Annotated in this window: 17 protein-coding genes; 4 read left to right on the plus strand and 13 right to left on the minus strand. The window is 50.9% G+C overall.

Annotation, left to right across the window (positions count from 1 at the left end):
• Positions 1–32: 32 nt before the first annotated feature.
• From ACZ41M_RS06090 to glyS, 10 genes are all read right to left on the minus strand, one after another.
• The gene (locus ACZ41M_RS06090; protein ID WP_464732015.1) at positions 33–1,235 is read right to left on the minus strand and encodes an ATP-binding protein; all 1,203 of its coding nucleotides are present in this window, start codon (positions 1,233–1,235) and stop codon (positions 33–35) included.
• A 50-nt stretch (positions 1,236–1,285) separates the two neighbouring features.
• Positions 1,286–2,251: a sialate O-acetylesterase gene (locus ACZ41M_RS06095; protein ID WP_464732014.1), complete on the minus strand. Its 966-nt coding sequence runs from the start codon at positions 2,249–2,251 to the stop codon at positions 1,286–1,288.
• Positions 2,252–2,354: 103 nt separating this feature from the next.
• Positions 2,355–3,665: an isocitrate lyase gene (aceA, locus tag ACZ41M_RS06100; protein ID WP_464732013.1), complete on the minus strand. Its 1,311-nt coding sequence runs from the start codon at positions 3,663–3,665 to the stop codon at positions 2,355–2,357.
• Positions 3,666–4,006: 341 nt separating this feature from the next.
• Positions 4,007–5,203: a secretion protein gene (locus ACZ41M_RS06105; RefSeq protein WP_464732012.1), complete on the minus strand. Its 1,197-nt coding sequence runs from the start codon at positions 5,201–5,203 to the stop codon at positions 4,007–4,009.
• On the minus strand, positions 5,203–7,608 hold the full coding sequence (locus ACZ41M_RS06110) for an ATP-binding cassette domain-containing protein (RefSeq protein WP_464732011.1): 2,406 nt from the start codon (positions 7,606–7,608) through the stop codon (positions 5,203–5,205). The genes ACZ41M_RS06105 and ACZ41M_RS06110 overlap by 1 nt, the downstream gene beginning before the upstream one ends.
• Positions 7,608–8,678 carry a TolC family protein gene (locus tag ACZ41M_RS06115; RefSeq protein WP_464732010.1) on the minus strand — a complete coding sequence of 357 codons (1,071 nt, stop codon included), beginning with the start codon at positions 8,676–8,678 and terminating at the stop codon, positions 7,608–7,610. Before ACZ41M_RS06115 ends, ACZ41M_RS06110 begins: the two co-directional genes overlap by 1 nt.
• Positions 8,679–8,684: 6 nt before the next feature.
• Positions 8,685–8,855: a hypothetical protein gene (locus ACZ41M_RS06120; RefSeq protein WP_464732009.1), complete on the minus strand. Its 171-nt coding sequence runs from the start codon at positions 8,853–8,855 to the stop codon at positions 8,685–8,687.
• A gap of 132 nt (positions 8,856–8,987) precedes the next feature.
• Positions 8,988–9,545, minus strand: coding sequence for a hypothetical protein (locus ACZ41M_RS06125; RefSeq protein WP_464732008.1), 558 nt, complete (start codon positions 9,543–9,545; stop codon positions 8,988–8,990).
• 238 nt (positions 9,546–9,783) lie between these two features.
• Positions 9,784–10,347, minus strand: coding sequence for a D-glycero-beta-D-manno-heptose 1,7-bisphosphate 7-phosphatase (gene gmhB, locus ACZ41M_RS06130; protein WP_464732007.1), 564 nt, complete (start codon positions 10,345–10,347; stop codon positions 9,784–9,786).
• Positions 10,348–10,371: 24 nt separating this feature from the next.
• The gene (gene glyS, locus ACZ41M_RS06135) at positions 10,372–12,480 is read right to left on the minus strand and encodes a glycine--tRNA ligase subunit beta (RefSeq protein WP_464732006.1); all 2,109 of its coding nucleotides are present in this window, start codon (positions 12,478–12,480) and stop codon (positions 10,372–10,374) included.
• 184 nt (positions 12,481–12,664) lie between these two features.
• Between glyS and ACZ41M_RS06140 the strand changes: the two genes are divergently transcribed.
• From ACZ41M_RS06140 to ACZ41M_RS06155, 4 genes are all read left to right on the plus strand, one after another.
• A complete protein-coding gene (locus tag ACZ41M_RS06140) occupies positions 12,665–13,429 on the plus strand; it encodes a 16S rRNA (uracil(1498)-N(3))-methyltransferase (RefSeq protein ID WP_464732005.1) in 765 nt (254 codons plus the stop codon).
• A 215-nt stretch (positions 13,430–13,644) separates the two neighbouring features.
• On the plus strand, positions 13,645–14,274 hold the full coding sequence (locus tag ACZ41M_RS06145) for a YidB family protein (protein WP_464732004.1): 630 nt from the start codon (positions 13,645–13,647) through the stop codon (positions 14,272–14,274).
• A gap of 165 nt (positions 14,275–14,439) precedes the next feature.
• Entirely contained in the window at positions 14,440–14,874 is a 435-nt protein-coding gene (locus ACZ41M_RS06150) for a DUF1841 family protein (protein ID WP_464732187.1), read from the plus strand.
• Between the two features lie 45 nt (positions 14,875–14,919).
• Positions 14,920–15,300, plus strand: coding sequence for a DUF2322 family protein (locus ACZ41M_RS06155; protein ID WP_464732003.1), 381 nt, complete (start codon positions 14,920–14,922; stop codon positions 15,298–15,300).
• Between the two features lie 110 nt (positions 15,301–15,410).
• Here ACZ41M_RS06155 and ACZ41M_RS06160 read toward each other — a convergent pair whose 3' ends face one another.
• From ACZ41M_RS06160 to ACZ41M_RS06170, 3 genes are all read right to left on the minus strand, one after another.
• Complete coding sequence (locus tag ACZ41M_RS06160; protein WP_464732002.1) at positions 15,411–16,175, minus strand: S-methyl-5'-thioinosine phosphorylase; 765 nt, start codon at positions 16,173–16,175, stop codon at positions 15,411–15,413.
• 34 nt (positions 16,176–16,209) lie between these two features.
• Complete coding sequence (ligA, locus tag ACZ41M_RS06165) at positions 16,210–18,291, minus strand: NAD-dependent DNA ligase LigA (protein ID WP_464732001.1); 2,082 nt, start codon at positions 18,289–18,291, stop codon at positions 16,210–16,212.
• A gap of 85 nt (positions 18,292–18,376) precedes the next feature.
• The gene (locus tag ACZ41M_RS06170) at positions 18,377–20,326 is read right to left on the minus strand and encodes a hypothetical protein (RefSeq protein WP_464732000.1); all 1,950 of its coding nucleotides are present in this window, start codon (positions 20,324–20,326) and stop codon (positions 18,377–18,379) included.
• Positions 20,327–20,335: the final 9 nt, after the last annotated feature.

The raw sequence follows: 20,335 nt of genomic DNA on the forward strand, positions 1-20,335 counted from the left end.
ACTCCTTTGGGTTAGTTTAAAGGGTTCTACTTTTAGGTGCTGGCTTTTTTAGGGGGTATTACCCTACCATCAAGTATTTCAAGATAACTCTTGGCATCTTTAGTGCTATTGAAGTAGTTTATTTCAATGTTATTTTTGTTTGTTATTGTTAAAACTCTATTTCTATTGAATAACATTTTAATAAAAACAGCGATTTCTTTATTTGTCCTGATTTTATCCGAGAGTTTATATTTGACAATCGACTCGATAGAGTTAATTTGAGCACTTATATCTCTCTCTTCTTCCCAATTTGCTAACGTCTGGAGTTTGTCATAGGAAAACAAACATCTCCCTTTGTTGACTTTTATTTTTTCAATAAATTCATTCAATTGATAGCTACGCAAACGTTGCGCTTCATCAATAATAACCAAATCGTAATCGATAAATTGAGCTTGAGAATAATGCTTTATCGGGGTAATTTCCCACCCATTCGATCTTAGTTCTTCCTGTCCATCATTGAGATATCCACAATGAATAATCAATGCTTTCTTTCCCTTTTCTTTAAGTTGTTTCGCAATATCATATATTAATAAGGTTTTCCCAGTTCCTGCGCCACCTGTAATCGAAATAAATTTGGCTATTTCTGATGAATTTAAAGATTCAATAACTTTAGTCTTTAGTTCCTCTTGCTGATGCGTTAAAAAATATTCGTTATTTAAAAACTTTCGAGTAGTGTTAAATGGAGAAACCAAATAATCAGAAGGATTGAATAACTCATCAATAATTTCACTATCATTAGCCATCTGTTGGTTCAGTAATTTTACTAGAACCTCAAACGTTGTTTTCTCTATCTCGCTCTTGCTTGTTAAAAAATATAACTCTTTAGAATCCGATATAAAAGAAAAACTATACACCTCTCTACCTATAAAGCTAAGATAATACTTATTTCTTATTAGCTGCTTTCTAATTTCTTCCACCGTACACTTACGTTTAATTTCTATATTTATTATAGAATCCTCACTAAATCGTAACAAATCAAACTCTTTGCCAATCTGTGGGATTTTATATCCCACATAAAACTTATCAAATACTTTGATAGAAGGCTGTAAAGCCTTGACACAAACAACTAGATCCATCATATCAACTAGCTCTGCATCTCTAATCTCTATACCATAATGCTTTACAAAGCCCTCAAAAACATTTTTTTCCAATGAAACATTTGCTTGCAATAATGATTGTATGTTGATGCTTTTCAAAATATATACCTCTCTCCACTATAATCAGACCAGATAAGCCTTAAGAGTCACTAAGGCTTTGTTAGAACGCCCAACCACTCCTTGGCAAACTTCTCCTGCCCCGATGCACCGAAGTGGCAGTTATCAAAGCGATCAAGTTCATTGAGCAGTAAATCCGTGTCTATGCCTGCACGCGCATTCCATGTATTCGCAATCAGTGATTTTTGTGCGCTACGGATGGCGTTGTCTTCCCGCCACAGTGGATTCATCCAGCATTGTGAGGTGATGGAGATGTAGACCGGAGCATTCATACCACGTTGACGCAGGGTTTCGAGCATGGCGGTGAAGCGCTGTTGGTATTGTTCAGCAGACATTTGTTTGATGAAGTCGGATTCGCCCTGATGCCAGAGCATGTGGGTGATGCGGTAGTTTTTTTGCAGGCTGTCGAGCGCGCGCTGCATGCCTTGGTAAAACGGTGGATTCTGCTGCCATTGTTCGACTGAAGAACCGCCGACACCATTGGTGCTGATGATGATGCGATCGGCGAGGCCTTGTTCGATGGCGAGATTGCCGAGCAGCGTCCATGATTCGCCTTCTAATCCGGTCGCGCCGAGTAGCGGCGACTGAGCGAGGTAGCATTGGCCGTCAAAGTAGTTGAGCACTTGGTCGCCGTGTTGGGTCGCGTGGCGTTGTCCGGCGTGGTTGGCGGAGTTGGACTGGCCGCTGATGAACAGTACCCAAGTGCGCTCGGTTTGCGCGGGGCATGGTACGGCTTGTTTGCCCGGATAGCGTATCAGGCGGTGGATGCTGTCGCCTTGAATAGTGTTGCGCGCGCTGTTTTGTTGTTCGGTTTGTAGGGTTTGTTGCTCAATTTGTGCTTGGGCATTATTGCCACGCTGTGATACGGTTTGTTTGAAACTTTGCCACCATTGTTTGTGCCAATAGGGGTTTTGTTGGTACGCGCCGGCGAACCATGCGGCAGCCAGTAGCAGGATGATGCCGATGAGTGTGATCCATTTTTTGTAGGCGTGATTCATGCGGGTATGGTATCAAATGAGTGGGGGTTATGTGAAAAACCACCGACGTCGCCGCCGGTGGTTTTCATTCCGCTTTAATAAATAGGGACATGCCCAATTCGATTTAGTGGAATTGTTCTTCTTCGGTAGAACCAGTCAATGCTTTGACGCTTGAAGAACCACCTTGGATCACAGTAGTCACGTCGTCGAAGTAACCTGCGCCCACTTCTTGTTGGTGAGACACGAAGGTGTAGCCTTGTTCACGAGCGGCGAATTCTGGCTCTTGAATCATTTCGACGTAGTGGCGCATACCTTCGCCACGTGCGTATGCGTGTGCAAACTTGAATGTGTTGTACCAGTTGCTGTGGATACCGGCCAATGTGATGAATTGGTATTTGTAACCCAATGCTGCCAAGTCTTCTTGGAAGGTCGCGATTTGTGCATCGGTCAGGTTTTTCTTCCAGTTGAATGATGGTGAGCAGTTGTATGACAACAATTTACCCGGATTTTTCTCCAATACGGCTTGTGCGAATTCGCGTGCGAAGCCAATATCAGGTACACCTGTTTCACACCATACCAAATCAGCGTATGGCGCGTAGGCAACACCACGACTGATGGATTGTTCCAAACCGTTTTTCACGCGGTAGAAGCCTTCTTGAGTGCGCTCGCCTGTCAAGAATGGTTTGTCGTTGTCGTCGTAGTCAGAGGTCAACAAGTTGGCTGCTTCTGCGTCGGTACGTGCCAATACGATGGTTGGTACGCCCATGACGTCAGCTGCGAAACGTGCAGAGATCAATTTTTCTACGGCTTCACGGGTTGGAACCAATACTTTACCGCCCATGTGACCGCATTTTTTAACCGCTGCCAATTGGTCTTCGAAGTGAACACCTGCCGCGCCATTGGCGATCATGTTTTTCATCAATTCGAATGCGTTCAATACGCCGCCGAAACCTGCTTCTGCGTCAGCAACGATCGGCAAGAAGTAGTCAACGAAGTTTTCGTCGCCTGGGTTGATGCCGCGTGACCATTGGATTTCATCCGCACGTTTGAAGGTGTTGTTGATACGACGAACCATGGTTGGCACTGAGTCGTATGCGTACAAAGATTGGTCAGGGTACATAGTTTCTGAGGTGTTGCCGTCAGCAGCCACTTGCCAGCCTGACAGGTAAACGGCTTCCAAACCAGCTTTGGCTTGTTGCATCGCTTGACCCGCAGTGATCGCGCCAAACGCATTCACGTAGCCTTTTTTCGCGCCACCGTTCACCAAGTCCCACAATTTTTCCGCACCGCGTTTGGCGATGGTGTATTCCGGTTGCAAGCTACCACGCAGACGTACAACGTCTTCTGCGCTGTAACCACGTTTTACCAATTTCCAACGGGGATTTTCTGCCCAGTCTTTTTCTAATGCTGCAATTTGTTCTGCACGTGTTGCCATGAGACTACTCCTTTGAATGAAAAAACAAACCGAAATGGCGCGAATTCCCGAGGGAATTATGACCAGTGAATGATGAGCTAAATATCTTATGTCTTATATAAGACCTAACTAACTGAATCATACGCAAGCGAGGCCCATGGCGCAAGTGTTTTTCTGCAAATGATGAGCAAATTTTGAAAATAATCCATATTTTTCATATATCAATTAATTTATTCCACATTGTGGAACTATTCATAATAAATAGGGATCAGCTCTCTGCGCTTGTTCCATTATCCACACAGCATGGGTGCAAAAAAATCCCTGCTCAAGCAGGGATTTTTTAAACATTATCAAACCGAATATTATTTTTTCGAAGTGGCTTCACTCACGGTTTTACTAATTGGCTTGGTGATATACGATAGTACGGTACGTTTGTCACCCATCAGGTCAACCTGTGCTGTCATACCGGGGCGCACTTGAATGGCTTGGCCGGTTTTACTCTTCAAGTGCGCGCCTTCGATCTGCACGCGCACGCGGTAGTAAATCGGTGATTGACCTTGGCGCAGATTCTGCGGCTCCTCATTCAACGCATCCGGACTAATGTAGATGACTTTGCCATCCATCGTGCCAAAAATGGAGTAGTCATATGCATCGAGTTTAACGCGCGCCGGCATACCATCGCTCACACTGGCCATGTCGGCCGGCATAACTTTGGCCTCAACAATCAGCGCATTATCGGTCGGCAGAATTTCCATCACTTCTTCACCCGGGCGCAACACACCGCCCAATGTGGTTACTTTGATGTTTTTCACATAGCCGGTTTCCGGCGCAATCAAATCGGTATGGGACAGTACCTGCGCACGATCGGCCAAAGTTTGCTCCTGCGTACTCAAATCCTCACTGGCTTTATTCAGCTCGGTATTAGCATCTTGCAGATATTTATTACGCGTATTGGTAATTTGTAATTGAATTTCATTGGCCGAACGCTTCATGCGCAGCAATTCAGCTTGACTGACATCGCCGGTTTTAACCAAAGGCTCATTCATTCGAACTTCTTCTTGAGCCAATAAGAGACTGGTTCTTAACTGCGCAACTTGTTGATTCAAGCTCTGACGACGCTGTGAATACAGAAGTTTTTGAACACTGGCCAATTCCGGATAAGCGGCTTCTAATTTCGGGTCGATGACAAACGGTCGTCCCAGAACTTCTGCTTGCAAACGAGCTACCGTCATACGCAAAGCACTGACTTTACCCAATGCATCTGAATGCGCCGCCGCTGCACGCTCTTTTTCCAAGATTGCAACTACCTGCCCTTTTTCAACCTTATCGCCTTCTTTTACCCGTAGCTCTTGTAGTACACCACCATCTGCACTTTGTACCAACTGCGTCCGATCACTGGCAATGACCTGTCCGGCAGCGGTAATGGTTCGGTCAATTTTGGTAAACGCCGCCCATAAAAACAAGACGATGAACGCGATGACTGAAATCCGCAGCACTGCACGAGCATTTTTGAGCGAACCATCCGGTCCCGCACCTAAAAGTTTTAAAAATACATTCATCATTCACTACCTTTTACTTCGTTAGCTGGGGCCGAAGATGGATTGTCTCCAGCCGCAGAAATATCTGAACGATCCACTTGGAACATCCGAACGCGCGGTTCGGTTGATGAGTCTGCTGAAGCCGCGCCCTCCTTCGCAGCCGTCACCACACGCACAGGAATCTGTTGAGCATTTGCGGGTTGCGCATGAGGCGCGGGTTGCGGAGTGGCCACGGGTGGATTGGTACGTGCCGCATTGGGTTGAGCCCCTTTCAGGCGCGCAATCACTTCGTCTTTCGGACCATCCAACACAATTCGGTTATTGGCGACCACAATCAAACGGTCAACAAAATTGAGTAGCTGCAAATTGTGTGTCACCAAGACCAAAGTATGTTCTGGTTTGAGTTCCTCACGCAATGCAAGCATACAGCGATCCGCCGTCTGCTGATCCATAGAGGCGGTCGGCTCATCCAACAACCAAATCGATGGTTTGCTGATCAACAAGCGTGTCAAAGCCACGAGCTGCTTTTGTCCACCTGACAAACCACGACCACCTTCGGTAATCGGCAATTCCAAACCTTTCGGGTGGCTGGAAATGGCCAGCGCCAAACCCGTACGTTCCGCCGCCGCCTTAATCACTTCATCACCCGGATCCATTGTCCCGATCAGCAGATTTTCCCGTAAGGAGCCGCTGAATAAGCGATGATCTTGCTGCAAATAGCCGATTTGCTCACTCAAAATTTGTCGTGAAATATGACTCATGTCCACGCCATCGAGTAATACCTTACCCGTTAACGGCTGATACATACCTGACAATAAACGCAACAAGGTCGATTTGCCCGAGCCAATGGCACCCAGCACACCTACTTTTTGTCCTGCTGCAATGTTCAAAGCGGGAATATGCATGCTGCCCGGCGCATTTTGGTAGGAAAAGCGCACATCTTCCAATTGGTACTTACCGTGTAATTTATCCAACAAAATCACGCGTTCGGCATTGCTGTTATCCATTTGCAATTTATAAACCGCCTCAATACCGTCTAATGCACCCTTGGCATTACCATAACGCAACAACACTTGATACAACATGGCAATCGGCGCCGTCACGCGCGAGCTCAAAATCGATGCAGCGATCAAACTACCCATTGACATATGGCCTTCGGTAATCAAATACGCACCAATCGCGATCACTGCGATATAGGTCATTTGTTGCAGCGTACCGATGATGTGTGTGCCATTTTCCGATACTTTACGCAGTTTCACCTCTTGCTTGATGGACTCATCGTTCAAATCAATCCATTTGGACAACATATTCCACGAGCCGCCACCGGCTTTAATGGTTTCCGCACCCTCAATGGTCTCTACCAACTGCCCCATTTTGCGGTTGCTGACCTGCATGCTTTCCTTGGTCAAGCGCTCGATCTTTTCATTGGTCATCAGTCCCATGATAATGCCAATAATAAGGAATAAAATAATCGGCAAAGTCACCCACGGTGAAGCAATCAACGAAATAATCAGCAAGAAAACAATACCAAACGGCATATCCACCAAGAAATATAAGGTACTGGAGGACATAAACGCGCGAATGCTTTCATAGCCGCGAATTTGAGCACCGAGCGAGCCGAGTGAATTGGGCAATTGATCCATACGCACCTTCAACAGCCGCGAATAAATTTCACGCGAAAGTTTACTGTCCATATCGACCACGTTTTCCTCGGTTAAATGCGAGCGTGCGTGTTTCAGGATAAAGTCAAACAGCATGGCCAGCAAAACCCCGCCGGTCAATACGGCCAAAGTTGAAAAGCCTTTGGTCGGAATCACCCGATCGTAGACCTGCATGGAGTACAGAGAAATCACGACTTGCACCAAGCTGATCAGCATGGTGGCGACGCCTGCCTCGTATAAAGGTTTGCGATGCGCCTTAAAAACATCTTTGAATAACTGGAACGCCGGCTTATCGGACATTTTGTCGCGCTCATTGGCAAAGTGCATACGAACGCAATTGACCTCGGCTTTACTGGGGATTTCCGACCATTGATCCAAATAGTTTTGCGATACCCAGTTACCACTGGCGGACTGATTACGGATCAATATCCAACCCTGCTGCGCATTCCAAACAATCGCCGGTAAACGTGCGGGATCAGGCTGCTTGGTCGGCACATCCAAACGAATATCCAACTCATCGGCAAGCTTGCCCAAAACGGTATTCCAGTCATGCAAACCGGTTTCAATATTGTTAATCTCAGAGGCATATTGTGTCACCAGCGCATGCAATTGCAAGCGATCTATCTCGGTGCCTTGCAGGCGTGCGGCCTGCGCAATCGCCCACATGAGCGAACTTTTCTGATCCACTTTTGGCGCTGCCGGTGCTGCTTTTTGCACCGCCTCTTGCTCCGTTAAGTGCTCGGGCGTTTGTATGGGTGCTGTCATTATTTTGTATCCTCGTCTGAACCTTGTAAAGTCGTGTAAATTTTTAATCGGCGATTGGTTGCCAATAGCGATGCTTCCACATCCGCCAAGCTGGTCAAAGTTTGCGTTCGCTCGCGTACCGCATTAAGTAAATCCAGCCACGATTTTTTACCCACGCGGAATAGACGGTCGTACGACTCACTGACCTCTTGCGTCAACGCAACGGTTTTGGCTAAAGACTCACGCCGTACTTTGGCAAACTCGTATTCACTCACATCTTGATTGATTTGAACCACCAAATCGCGACGCGCTGTATCTACATCCAATAAGGCGGCGCGGTATTGATCACTGGCGGCACTGCCTTGAACCAAAGATGAAAAACCGTTGCCAGTACTGTATTCAGCCACAATGCCAACAGTATCAACCGTGCCATAGTTTTGGTTGGTGACACTGTTAATGGTACGTTCGGCTTTGAGTGAAATCGCTGGGTAAGCCTGTGCTTTAGTCACACCCGCTTGGTGCTCTGCTGCCTGCGCAGCATATTCCAAGCGATGGATCGTCGGACTGACGGCCAAAGCTTGGGCAATAATGTCATTGGGCAATTTGGTGTCCGCTGTAATATTTTGACTCAGCATCTCGCGATCCAATTGGCGACCAACCAATTGATTGAGCGCAACCAGTGCCGAAAACTCAGCCGAACGATAGCTGGCCTGTTCTGCACGCGCTTGTCCCAAACGTGACAAACTCTGATTGACATCACTTTGTGTTGACACCCCCGAACTCATGCGTCGGGTAATCAATTCTGTGAATTTCTCATGCGCAATCACACTCTCATTCGAGGCCTGCAATTTTTTATGCGCCGCATACCATTGGGCATAAGCATTAACCACCCGAACAGCGACATCTCGGCGTGCTTCTTCAACCATCCAATCGGCCATACTTTTTTTCGCTTTGCTCATTTGCAAACGGGAATACAAGCCACCACCGAGCAAAGGTTGTTTTACCGAGATCACAGTAACAGGATCGGCTTTGCGATTTTTCGACGATACGTCGCCATACAGCCGAGTCGCCGGCTGAGCAGAAACAGTCACCGCTGGTCAAAAATTCAATTTGGCGGCCAAAACCTCTTTTTCCGCCGATTTTTGGGTCATCTGTTTTGATTTAATGCCCGGATAATTTTGGAATGCGCCGTCAATCAAATCGTCCACCACATCGGCAAACGAGGCTGCGGATGCCAGAAGCAATGCCCCTGCCATCGCAGTTTTCATCCATTTTAGTCGTTGAGCTCTTCGCATAAAAAAGCCGCCTCCATTCACACCCTCAGGCGTATTACCGCTGTATTGCTTCATAAATCACATTCATTTCAAATTCGATCATTGATCAACAATCCGCTGATGACATTACTGAGATTGCGCATTGCTTTGCGAAGCTGCCTCAGAAGTCGGCTCAGATGCCTGATTCGTATTTTCAGCAGGCTTGCGCTTAAATAGCCGCTGATACCATGCGGTTTTGGCCTCGAAACGTTTGGCATCCACAATATCAAAAGGGATGACTTTCACCGACTGGCCATCAATCAAAATTTCCGTGGATACCGAGCCTTTACCCAACTGTGCCGTATTGATCCAAAACCACACATGATGCGGGTCTCGGGTGTATTTTGGCAAACGGTCTTGCTCTGCCATGACGGCTCCGGCCGAATTACGCCACTTCACATCGATGGTTCTGGCTTGAATATTCTGATCCCAGCCCAGTGTCATATAGGCATACACCATATCGCCGTAATAGAACTGAGTTTTGGATTTTTTCGTGCTTGCGGCTTTACTGTCCACCGTATTGAGTAGCACCACATGCATATCACCCGGCTCGACACGCACCTGCCCCACAGAGCGCAGTGACGAGCAGGCGACCAAACCGAGCGATAAAACAAAGAAAGTAAATGACCAAAAGATTTTTTTCACAAAAGCCTCAAAATTAAATTTAAATATCTCAAAAGAGGTATATATACGCCATAAAAAAGCAAGGGAATATTTATACAGCCTATCGGATATTCAAACTCTATCCACACTATTGAAATTTTTGTTATTTTATCAGCAAAAAGATAAACAGTTTGCTGTGATGTGGCTCAATTATACTTGATGGCAGTATATAAAAGAATATTTGCACTCAAAAAAGGGACAGATATATTTTGTTTTTAGATTAAAACTGTCCCACCAGCTCGCGCACCACTGCGGCTAAATTAACGCGCACATGGCACTCATTAGGTGTTTCGGCATCGGCATAAGTTTCCCCGCCTTTACCGGTTAGTACCAAATACGGCTGACAACCCGCCGCATGCGCGGCCAGCATATCGTTGAGCGTATCGCCCACGTAAATCACATCTTTCAAACGCACATTAAAACGGTCGGCAATATCATTGAGCATCACAGGCGAAGGTTTGCGGCAGCTGCATCCTGCTTCAGGCGTGTGCGGACAGAAGAAAATAGCTTCGAGTTGTCCACCCGCCGCAATGATTTCATCATCCATTTTTTGATTGACCGCGTTCAATTGTGACACCGTCAGCAGCCCTTGCATGATGCCGGGCTGATTGGTAGCCACGACCACGCGAAAATCCGCGCGGTGCAGCTGCGCCAAAGCATCCAAGCTGCCTTCAATCGGCACCCAGTCATCGGGATCAGCAATGACGCTACGGTACTCATTGATCACACCGTCGCGGGACAAAATGATGAGCTTGGATTCCTTCGGTTCAGTTTTTGCCCCCATGAGTGCGCTCCCGTCCGATCTGAATCAAACTGCCAATTGCGAAATATCGGCCACGCCATTCATCAAGCTGGCCAAATCCTGCAATAATTTCAAACGATTCGCACGCACCGCCGCATCATCGGCCATAACCATGACATCGGCAAAAAACGCATCGACCGGCTCGCGCAGTGCAGCCAGCGCGCTCAAGGCTGCTGCATAATCATGTTGGCTGATCGCCTGTTCAACCGCTGGGCGAATGCTGCTCATGGCTTTGGCCAAATGTTGCTCGGCGGCCTCTTGCAGTAACGAATCATTCAACGATGGCGCAATCGCTTCGTTTTTCTCCGCCGCTTTGCGCAAAATATTCACGCAGCGCTTGTTTGCCGCCGCTAAGTCCTGCGCTTCAGGCAACACGGCAAACGCCTGCACCGCCTGTAATTGCACCATCAATTCGGACAAATCATCAGGATTTTTGGCCAAAACCGCTTCGATTTGCGCCGGCGCATAACCTTTATCTTTCAGCAAACCACGCAAACGATCAAGCATGAATGCTTGTACCTCCGCCACGCTGTTGCTCACCTGCGCATTGTCGGCGAACTGCGCCTGCACCTGATTGAGGGTCGCAGACAAGGACAAAGGCAGTTGTTTTTCGAGCAACATCCGCACCACGCCCAGAGCATGGCGACGCAGTGCGAATGGGTCTTTTTCACCGGTCGGCTGCAAGCCGATGCCCCAAATACCGACCAAGGTTTCAAGTTTGTCGGCAATCGCGGCAATCAACCCGACTTGCGTCGCAGGCAATTCGTCACCGGCAAAACGCGGCTGATAATGCTCAGCACAAGCCGCAGCAACGTCCGCTTTTTCACCATGATGCGTGGCGTAATAGCGCCCCATCACGCCTTGCAACTCAGGGAATTCACCCACCATGTCGCTGACCAAATCGGCCTTGGCGATGTACGCGGCACGTTTCGCATCGGCCACATTCGCGCCCAATTGCTCAGCCAAATACGCGGCAATCGCCTGCACACGCGCCACGCGCGCGCCTTGCGAGCCGAGCTTGTTGTGGTAAACCACGCTTTGCAGTTTGCCGACCATCTCGTCCAGACTGCGTTTTTTATCCTGCTCAAAGAAGAACTGCGCATCGGCCAGACGCGGGCGCACCACGCGTGCATTACCCTCAACGATTTGACTCGGATCGTCAGTGAGCACATTCGATACCACCAAAAATTCATTGACCAAGGCGCCTTTATCATCGGTCATGGCAAAGTATTTTTGATTGGTCTGCATGGTCAAAATCAAGCACTCTTGCGGTACAGACAAGAATTCAGGTTCAAATTCAGCTTTATACACCACCGGATATTCGGTCAACGAATTCACCTCGTCGAGCAAGGCCTCAGGCATGATGACCTGATACGCACCCGCTTTGTTTTTCAACTGCTCGTAAATGCTTTCGCGACGCACTTTGTAATCCGGCTCGACCATACCTTCGGTGCGCAAAATATGTGCGTATTCATGCGCATTCGGAATATTGATCGCAGTTTTACCCAAAAAGCGGTGACCATCGGTCACGCGATCGGCTTTCACGCCAAATGCCGTCACCGGCAACACATCCGCACCGTACAGCGCCAACAGACGTTTGACCGGGCGGACGAACTGCACATCCTGCTCCGCCGTCGTACCGGCGTGAATCTGATAAGTCATGACCTTAGGAATCGGCAGTTTCGCCGCCGCATCGGCCAAAATACCTTGCAACACTTCAGACAGGACCGCGCCTTTTTGCGTATGGCTGAGGTAAAAAATATCCTGCTTGCCATCGTTTTCGATTTCCAAATCGGCCGGTGTTTTATCCGCAAAGCCCATCGCGGTGAGCTTTTTCACCAGTGACGCGCTCGCTTGACCGTCAGCGCCCAAGCCAACCGACACCGGCAACACTTTATCGCGCTTTTGCACATCATCGGCCTGGGTGCGCACACCCTCCACCAGCACGGCCAAGCGTCGTGGTGTGGCATACGGATGCACCGCGCTGTCTTTGGCGGCCAAACCGTGTTTGACCAGACCCTCATGTACGCCTTGGGCAAAAGCCTCGGATAATTTTTGCAGCGCCTTCGGCGGTAATTCTTCGGTTAATAATTCAATCAATAATGGAGCAGACATAAATCGCTTTCTTCGTATCAGTCATTGTGCGTCGCCGTTGAACCCAAACAACGCCCACGCGTGCGTTCTCAATAGCCATAGCCGCGTATTTTAACAGATGCTCTCTCGGCTTTGGGCTAAAATACCACTCATACCCCCGCATTCCACCAAGTTATACCAAATGACACCACAACAACGAAAAACCATGCCATCACGCTTCTATTACCCACCCCCTTGGCCGAATACACCGGAGATCACCTTGCCCGACGAGGTATTTCACCACGCCGTCACCGTCCTGCGCATGCGCGTGGGCGACGTCTGCGAACTGTTTGACGGCAAAGGCCATTGCGCCACAATTGAGCTCATACAGATTGATAAAAAATCAGCGCGCGCACGTTGGCTCAGCACACCCACATTGCGCATTGACAACGAATCAGCGCTGAACATCACACTGGCACAGTGTTTGTCCTCCGCCGAAAAAATGGACTGGACGATTGAAAAAGCGGTGGAGCTGGGCGTGAACCGCATCGTGCCCATTTTCTCCACCCGCAGTCAAATCAAGCTCTCCAGCGAGCGCAGCGATAAAAAAATGGCACACTGGCAACGCATCATCGTCTCGGCCTGCGCCCAAAGCGGGCGCAATGTTTGTCCCGAATTACGCGCACCGATGAGCCTGAGCCAATGGCTTGGGCAAAGTACCGACGAGGACGCAACGGAACACGAACCTACCTGTCGTTTGATTCTGCATCCCGACACGCAACTGCCGCACACCCTGAGTCAACTGCCCCAACCGGCCACGCGCACAATTCACCTACTGGTCGGTTCTGAAAGCGGATTTGACGACAAAGAACTAATTTTAGCCAAACAGGCGGATTATCAGGCGACCCTGCTCGGCCCGCGCGTGCTGCGCACGGAAACCGCCGGATTGGCAACACTGGCTGCCATTCAAGCACTTTGGGGTGACTTTTAAAGTAAAGTTGAAACTTTGCCCGGGCAAGGCTCCAGTTAGTCGCTGGCTAAAAACTTCGCGCACGCAGCTACATCCATTCAAAATCATGCTAATATAGCCGCATCAACCCTGATGAACGCGGGCTTTATATCAGCTTTTATATGGGCTTTGGCGCACAAACACAGCCAACACATCGGGCGCGAGCTTTTCCCAACTTTTTAAAAAGGACAACAACAATGAGTTTATTAGACAGCGTATTGGGTTCCGTACTCGGTGGTAACAACAACAGCGGCAACAACAGCCTGCAAGGCGCTCTGCTCCAAGCCGTCATCACCCAAATGCTGGGCGGCGGTCAACAAGGCGGCTCCAGCGGCGCTTTGGGCAATATCCTCGGCAGCGTATTGGGCGGTGGCCAACAGCAAGGTGGCGGCGCACTGGGCAACATCCTCGGTAGCGTATTGGGCGGCGGTCAACAAGGCGGCGCAGCAGGTGGTTTGGGCGGCTTGCTCGGCAGCTTACTGGGCGGCGGCGCACAAGCTCAACAACAAGCAGGCACACAAATGGCCGGCGGCTTGGGCAACTTGACCGATATGTTGAGCCAATTGGGCTTGGGCGACCAAGTGAAATCATGGGTTGGCACCGGTGAAAACTTGCCCGTAACTGCGGAACAAATTCAAAACTCTTTGGGTCAAAACGGCACTTTGGGTCAAATCGCCAGCCAAGCCGGCGTATCTGAAACCGAAGCAGCAGGCGGCTTGGCCGAATTGCTCCCAGGTTTGATCAACAAACTTACCCCGAATGGTCAAATTGATGCCAATGACATCACCTCGATTTTGGGTAGCTTATTGGGTGGTAACAAGCAATAATCCGTTATCCCCTATAAATCGTCATTCACAACACAATTGACGAACCAAGCAGGCGACCGATCAAATGATTGGCCGCCTGTTTGGTTTTTATGCCCCGACAAAGCCAGAACACGTTACAATCAAACCATCTACATAGCACAACACAAATACACACATCAGATCATGCTGTTTAACCCAACCCTCAAAGAAGTCCGCCAGTTTTTCTACCATGCTTGGCACAAATCCTTGGCCAATCAAGCCTTGGCACCGATTGAAACCATCGCGGTCAAGTGGATGCGCGTGCATCCCGAATACCACGCCGTACTCAACGGCCCGATCGAAGCCCTCGAATCCGCGCAATTTCTACCCGAGGATGGCCAGACCAACCCATTTTTGCACCTGTCCATGCACCTATCCATCAGCGAACAGGTGTCCATCGACCAGCCGCCCGGCATTCGCGCCGCCTACGAAAAACTCAGCCAAAAGCACGATGACGAACACACCGCCGCGCACATCATCATGGAAGCACTCGGGCAAATTCTTTGGCAGTCGCAACGCGACCAAAAAGAACCCGATGGCGCAGCCTACATCGACATGATTTTGCGTGCCGCCGCCGATTAAATCGATCGCCGACGAACCCTTGACTCTACTTTTTAGGAGAACACCATGAGCCTGTTTAAAACCAGCAACGTATTCAAAGACAACCTCGAACAGTTTCCACCGGTGGACATTGTGGAACGCATCGACATCACCCAAGGCGACAAACCGCAAGGCAGCATTCTGAACGCGGATGGTCAACGCGGCTCACTTGCGCTGTACTACTACCTCTACAAAACCATGGGTGAACTGGACATCTACGCGGCACGCCGTGGTCTGGAACTCTACGCCGAGCACACTGCCGATGCGCGCGCCAATCCGGGCAAACATCCGAACATTGACCGCCTAATTTTGATCGAAGCAACGCACAAACCGATGGAAATGAAGGTTATTTACAAAGACGGTGAACAACCGGCCAGCAACTGGGATGATGAACGCAAAGAAGACTAAGCGCGTTCAATCGCCCATCTCCTTGGAGAAAAGCACAAATAAAAAACGTAACCGATCTGGTTACGTTTTTTTATCGCATTGTTGCACCCAATATCGGTACGAACTGCTCATCAAACCGTTTCCGGTGCGCATGAACGCTCCTGCAACCGAACCCAATGAAACAGCAGTTGCTCCACCTGCGTCAAGCTGCGCTCACGCAATTCGCGCCACTGTTTCAAATCATGCGCACGGGTTTTCCCGACACCGGCAGCGTAATTGGTACACACCGTGATCGCTGCGTAATCCAAAGCCAATTCTTTGGCCAAAATCACTTCCGGCACCAAAGTCATGCCCACCACATCGGCGCCGTCTCCGACCATGCGGCGCACTTCGGCACGGGTTTCCAGACGCGGCCCGTCGGTGCAGGCATACACCGCCTCTTGCACCAATTCGACGCCCAGCTTTTGTCCCGAACAAATCAAATTATCGCGCGTCGCACCGTGAAACGGCTCGCTCATATCGGTGTAAACGATGGGGTAATCGGGGCCTTCATAATAAGTATTTTTACGTCCCTGCGTGTAGTCCAAAATATCGCTCAACACCACCAACTGCCCCGGCTGAATGTCCTCAACCAGACTGCCGACGCTGCCGACCGCACAGATATTGGTCACACCGATTTTTTGCAGCGCCCAAATATTCGCGCGAAAATTGATCTGATGCGGTGCGAGTGTGTGCCCGTAGCCATGACGGTTGATGAATGCCACTTCCACACCCGCCAATTCGCCCAGCGTGACGGCACACGACGGCTCGCCAAACGGTGTGCGCACGATTTCACGGCGCACGTTTTCCAGTTGGGTCAGTCGTTGTAGGCCGCTTCCGGCGATGATTCCGAGCATATTTCTCTCCCTGTTCCTAATGAGTCTCATTGACCTAATTTGCCTGATTCAGCAATGCCAACATCTGTGCCTCGTCAATCACACGCACGCCCAGAGCATTGGCTTTATCCAATTTCGAGCCGGCGGATTCGCCCGCCACCACATAATCCGTTTTAGCCGAAACGCTGCCCGCCACTTTTGCCCCCGCTGTTTCGAGCAACGCTTTGGCCGCATCACGCGCGAGCGTCGGCAAAGTACCGGTCAATACCACGGTTTTTCCGGCAAACGCACTGTCAGACGCCGCCTGCTCAGGCAATTCGTCCCAGTGCACCCCCAATTGTAACAGACGTTCGGTGACGCTTTGATGACGCGCATCCGCCCAAAAATCGACGATCGCTTGTGCCACCACCGGCCCGATGTCCGCCACCATGAGCAATTCCTCTGCATGGGCCGCACGAATCGCCGCCAGCGTGCGAAAATGCTGCGCCAGCGATTTGGCGGTGGCCTCGCCCACATGACGAATACCCAACGCGTAGACAAAGCGCGCCAGCGTGGTTTCTTTCGAGGTTTGAATCGCATCGAACACGTTTTGCGCGGATTTTTGCGCCATGCGATCCAATTGCGCCAGTTGCTCAACCGTTAACCGATACAGATCATCCGGTGTTTTGACCAAGCCCACATCCACCAATTGCTCAATCAATTTATCGCCCAAGCCGTCAATATTCACCGCCTTGCGCGAGGCAAAATGCATCAGGCTCTGCTTGAGCTGCGCCGGGCAAATCAAGCCGCCGGTGCAACGCGCCACCGCCTCACCTGCTTCGCGCACGATCGGCGAAGCGCATTCGGGACATTGCGTCGGCATGATGAAGACACGCGCATCCAGCGGACGCTTTTCGATGATACTCATGACCACTTCAGGAATCACATCGCCCGCGCGCCGCACCACGACTGTGTCACCGATGCGCACATCTTTGCGCGCGACTTCATCGGCATTGTGCAATGTCGCATTGGTCACAATCACGCCGCCGACCTCGACCGGCAACAGTCGCGCCACGGGCGTGATCGCGCCGGTACGCCCGACCTGCACCGTGATATCCTGCACCACGGTGGTCATTTCCTGCGCGGGAAATTTATGGGCAATCGCCCAGCGCGGCGAACGCGACACAAAGCCCAGCGCCTCTTGCTGCGCGCTGTCATTGACCTTATACACCACACCGTCAATGTCAAACGGCAGCTCATTGCGCCGTGCGCCGGTCTGCGCATAAAAATCCAACAAACCCTCTGCGCCGCTGACCAGCGGTTGTGCCGTGAACACCGGAAAGCCTAAATCGCGCAACTGCGCCACGATGTGCGCAAAACCATCGGTCTGAAACACCTCGACGCTGTCCTGCATTTCACCCAAACCATAGGCGAAAAACGAGAGTTTGCGACTGGCGGTGATACGCGAATCGAGTTGACGCAGGCTGCCCGCCGCCGCGTTACGCGGATTGGCAAACTGCTTCTCACCTTTATCCGCCTGCGTCAGATTCAGTCGCTCAAAATCAGAGCGCTTCATCAACACCTCGCCGCGCACCTCCAACACCTCGGGAAACTGTTTGCCTTGCAAGCGCAGGGGAATCGAGCGTATCGTGCGCACATTCGCGGTCACATCCTCGCCAGTCTCACCATCGCCGCGCGTCGCGGCCTGCACCAAAACGCCCTGCTCATAGCGCAAATTGATCGCCAGCCCGTCAAATTTCACCTCACACGCATATTCGACACGCTGCCCCTCTGCCAACAAACCCGCGCTACGCAATTCATCCTGCATCCGCTGGTCAAACGCGCGCACCTCCGCATCGCTAAAAGCATTGGCCAGCGAGAGCATCGGCACGCGGTGACGCACTTTGGCAAACTGCGACAGCGGCGCACCGCCCACCCGCTGCGTCGGCGAATCAGCGCTGGAAAACTGCGGATGCGCCTGCTCCAACGCCTCCAATTCACGAAACAGCGCGTCGTATTCGGCGTCACTCACCGTCGGCGCGTCATTGACGTAGTAGGCAACGTTGTGCGCGCGCAACTGCTCGCGCAGTTGCGTGATTTGCTGTTCGATAGTCAGCGCAGGCTCGGGCAAATCGGAAAATAAATCTAAATTCGACATCGTTATTTTTCAGGTCAGGCGTTTGTTTGAAGCGCACATCGGGCGAGATACGACAGCGTAATGACAGTCAGCAGATGCTCACTGCTCAGCCGAGCAGTAAGCGTTTGGTCATCAACGCACCGACCGGCAATCCCAGCTCGCTCAGTTGCCGCACGAAAATACGGGTTTGCAGATGGGCGATTTTCTTCAACTCATCCACCGAAATTTCCTCGCCCACATGGTTTTGCCACTGCGCATCGAGCGCATCGGCCACAAATTTCATATCGCTGATGAGCCGCTGAATCGGTTCCAACGGCTGCGCGTCCGTACCCTCGTCCAAACGCAATTCAATCCGCGCCAATTCGACGCAGAAAGACAAAGTATGCACGTACATCACCGCCATCTGACTGCGCAAAAAATCCTGTGCGCGCGGATTATTCACGTCATTCATCACTGCGTACACCGGCGTGTTGCGCCCACTCGATTCACTACGAGCAACATAAATACCGCGCTCACTCAGCACCGCGCCGCAGGCGGTCAACTGCTGATGCACTTCATAGGCTGGCCACAGGCCGTTCTCTTTGTGCAATTGCAGAATGATCGGCTGACCGACGCGACGCGCCAAGGCGTGTAAAAACTGCGCGTAGTCGCTCAATTCATACACATCCGGCAAGGTATCAATGTGCCCGGCCAAGCGTTTGCGCACGGCTTCGGCCAGACCGAACCAGCGTTGGATCACCTCTTCTTGCGCGTAATGACTGCGATTGGCCAGTTGCAAAGTCAATTTGATCGCACTGTACGGCGCGCCGGCCTGCAAATCCTGCCACACCCGTTTGCTGCCCGACTCCAAACTGATTTGCCCGGCGCGTGCGCCATACAATCGCATCGGCAGCGGTGTATCCAAGCGCAAATCATACAAAGCGCGCTCAATGTCCTCTGCGGTTTTCGGCTGATTGACCGTGATCACAATCTCGGCGTCAATCGCACGAATCGGGTCAACGCCCTGCGGATGCGCGGTGTTCAGCCAATGTTCAAAACGGGCAAACGGCGCGAATACTTCCCACGTCGCACGACGTTTCATTTCCTGTGCGGTGATGCGCTGCGCGATGCGCTCTTTTTCTTCCTCGTCATCCAGATCAAAAGTCACCGGTACGGTTTTGCCCGTTGTCGGTGGCTCGGCGATAATCGCCGACATGATTTCATCCGGCGTCGTTGCTGCCGTTGCTGTCATTACTCTGGCGGGTTCGGTAGCGGGTGACTCAGACAGCACAACCTGCGCGACTTCCTCCACATAAGGCTCCTGAGCCAACGCCATCGGTGCGCTTGGCGAATCCGGTTCTGAATCCGCTGATGCCGCTCCTGCATTCTCCATTGGGTTTTGTACCGACTCCTCGGTGGCAGCGGTGGCAGTAGGGATGATGGTTGCCGCCGTCATTTTGTCCAACGCCGCTTGTACGCGTTCGGATTCCAAGCGCACATCCGCCGTGTTATCAGTTAACGGCGGCGCCTCATCGATCACCGAAGCAGGGATAGTAGCGACATCATTTTCCTCCGCCTCATGGGTAGATTCTTCAAGCTCCACAACGATTTTCTCTTCGGTTTTGTGCGTTGCTTCATGCGCCGCGTCAGGTGTCGTTTGCACGCTGATTTCAGCATGATCACCGAGTGTTTCTTCCTCAAGCTCCGCGGTCACGGGTGTCTCTGGCTGCTCACTCTCAACTTCGGCTGCCGATAAAGTCGATTGAATGGATTGAGCCACAGGATTCACCGCAGCCGCTGCTGGCGTTTCAGCATGATATTCAATCGCCGGACTATCCGTCGGCTCGCTCTGCACCGACGCAGGCGCAGACGGCCACGTCTCGGGCAGCGGCTCCTGCTCCGGCACATACGCCGGATAGCGGTGCTGGCTCGGCGGCTCCACCGCCAATTCAGCCAATTCGGCTTTGCGCGCCTCCTGCGCCTTTTGCGCTCGGTGCACCTGCCAGTAACTGTACGCACCGACGGCGAACAGGAGCAAGGCCAAAACCGCTAAGGTCGATAGTTCAAATTCACTCATAACTCGTCA

Source organism: Puribacter membranae, assembly GCF_055380425.1.

What these genes read in the sequence shown, in the direction of transcription:
- ACZ41M_RS06095 (WP_464732014.1), bottom strand. Translation starts at nt 2,251, where the DNA reads ATGAATCACGCCTACAAAAAATGGATCACACTCATCGGCATCATCCTG.
- aceA (WP_464732013.1), bottom strand. Translation starts at nt 3,665, where the DNA reads ATGGCAACACGTGCAGAACAAATTGCAGCATTAGAAAAAGACTGGGCA.
- ACZ41M_RS06105 (WP_464732012.1), bottom strand. Translation starts at nt 5,203, where the DNA reads ATGAATGTATTTTTAAAACTTTTAGGTGCGGGACCGGATGGTTCGCTC.
- ACZ41M_RS06110 (WP_464732011.1), bottom strand. Translation starts at nt 7,608, where the DNA reads ATGACAGCACCCATACAAACGCCCGAGCACTTAACGGAGCAAGAGGCG.
- ACZ41M_RS06120 (WP_464732009.1), bottom strand. Translation starts at nt 8,855, where the DNA reads ATGAAAACTGCGATGGCAGGGGCATTGCTTCTGGCATCCGCAGCCTCG.
- gmhB (WP_464732007.1), bottom strand. Translation starts at nt 10,347, where the DNA reads ATGGGGGCAAAAACTGAACCGAAGGAATCCAAGCTCATCATTTTGTCC.
- glyS (WP_464732006.1), bottom strand. Translation starts at nt 12,480, where the DNA reads ATGTCTGCTCCATTATTGATTGAATTATTAACCGAAGAATTACCGCCG.
- ACZ41M_RS06140 (WP_464732005.1), top strand. Translation starts at nt 12,665, where the DNA reads ATGCCATCACGCTTCTATTACCCACCCCCTTGGCCGAATACACCGGAG.
- ACZ41M_RS06145 (WP_464732004.1), top strand. Translation starts at nt 13,645, where the DNA reads ATGAGTTTATTAGACAGCGTATTGGGTTCCGTACTCGGTGGTAACAAC.
- ACZ41M_RS06155 (WP_464732003.1), top strand. Translation starts at nt 14,920, where the DNA reads ATGAGCCTGTTTAAAACCAGCAACGTATTCAAAGACAACCTCGAACAG.
- ACZ41M_RS06160 (WP_464732002.1), bottom strand. Translation starts at nt 16,175, where the DNA reads ATGCTCGGAATCATCGCCGGAAGCGGCCTACAACGACTGACCCAACTG.
- ligA (WP_464732001.1), bottom strand. Translation starts at nt 18,291, where the DNA reads ATGTCGAATTTAGATTTATTTTCCGATTTGCCCGAGCCTGCGCTGACT.
- ACZ41M_RS06170 (WP_464732000.1), bottom strand. Translation starts at nt 20,326, where the DNA reads ATGAGTGAATTTGAACTATCGACCTTAGCGGTTTTGGCCTTGCTCCTG.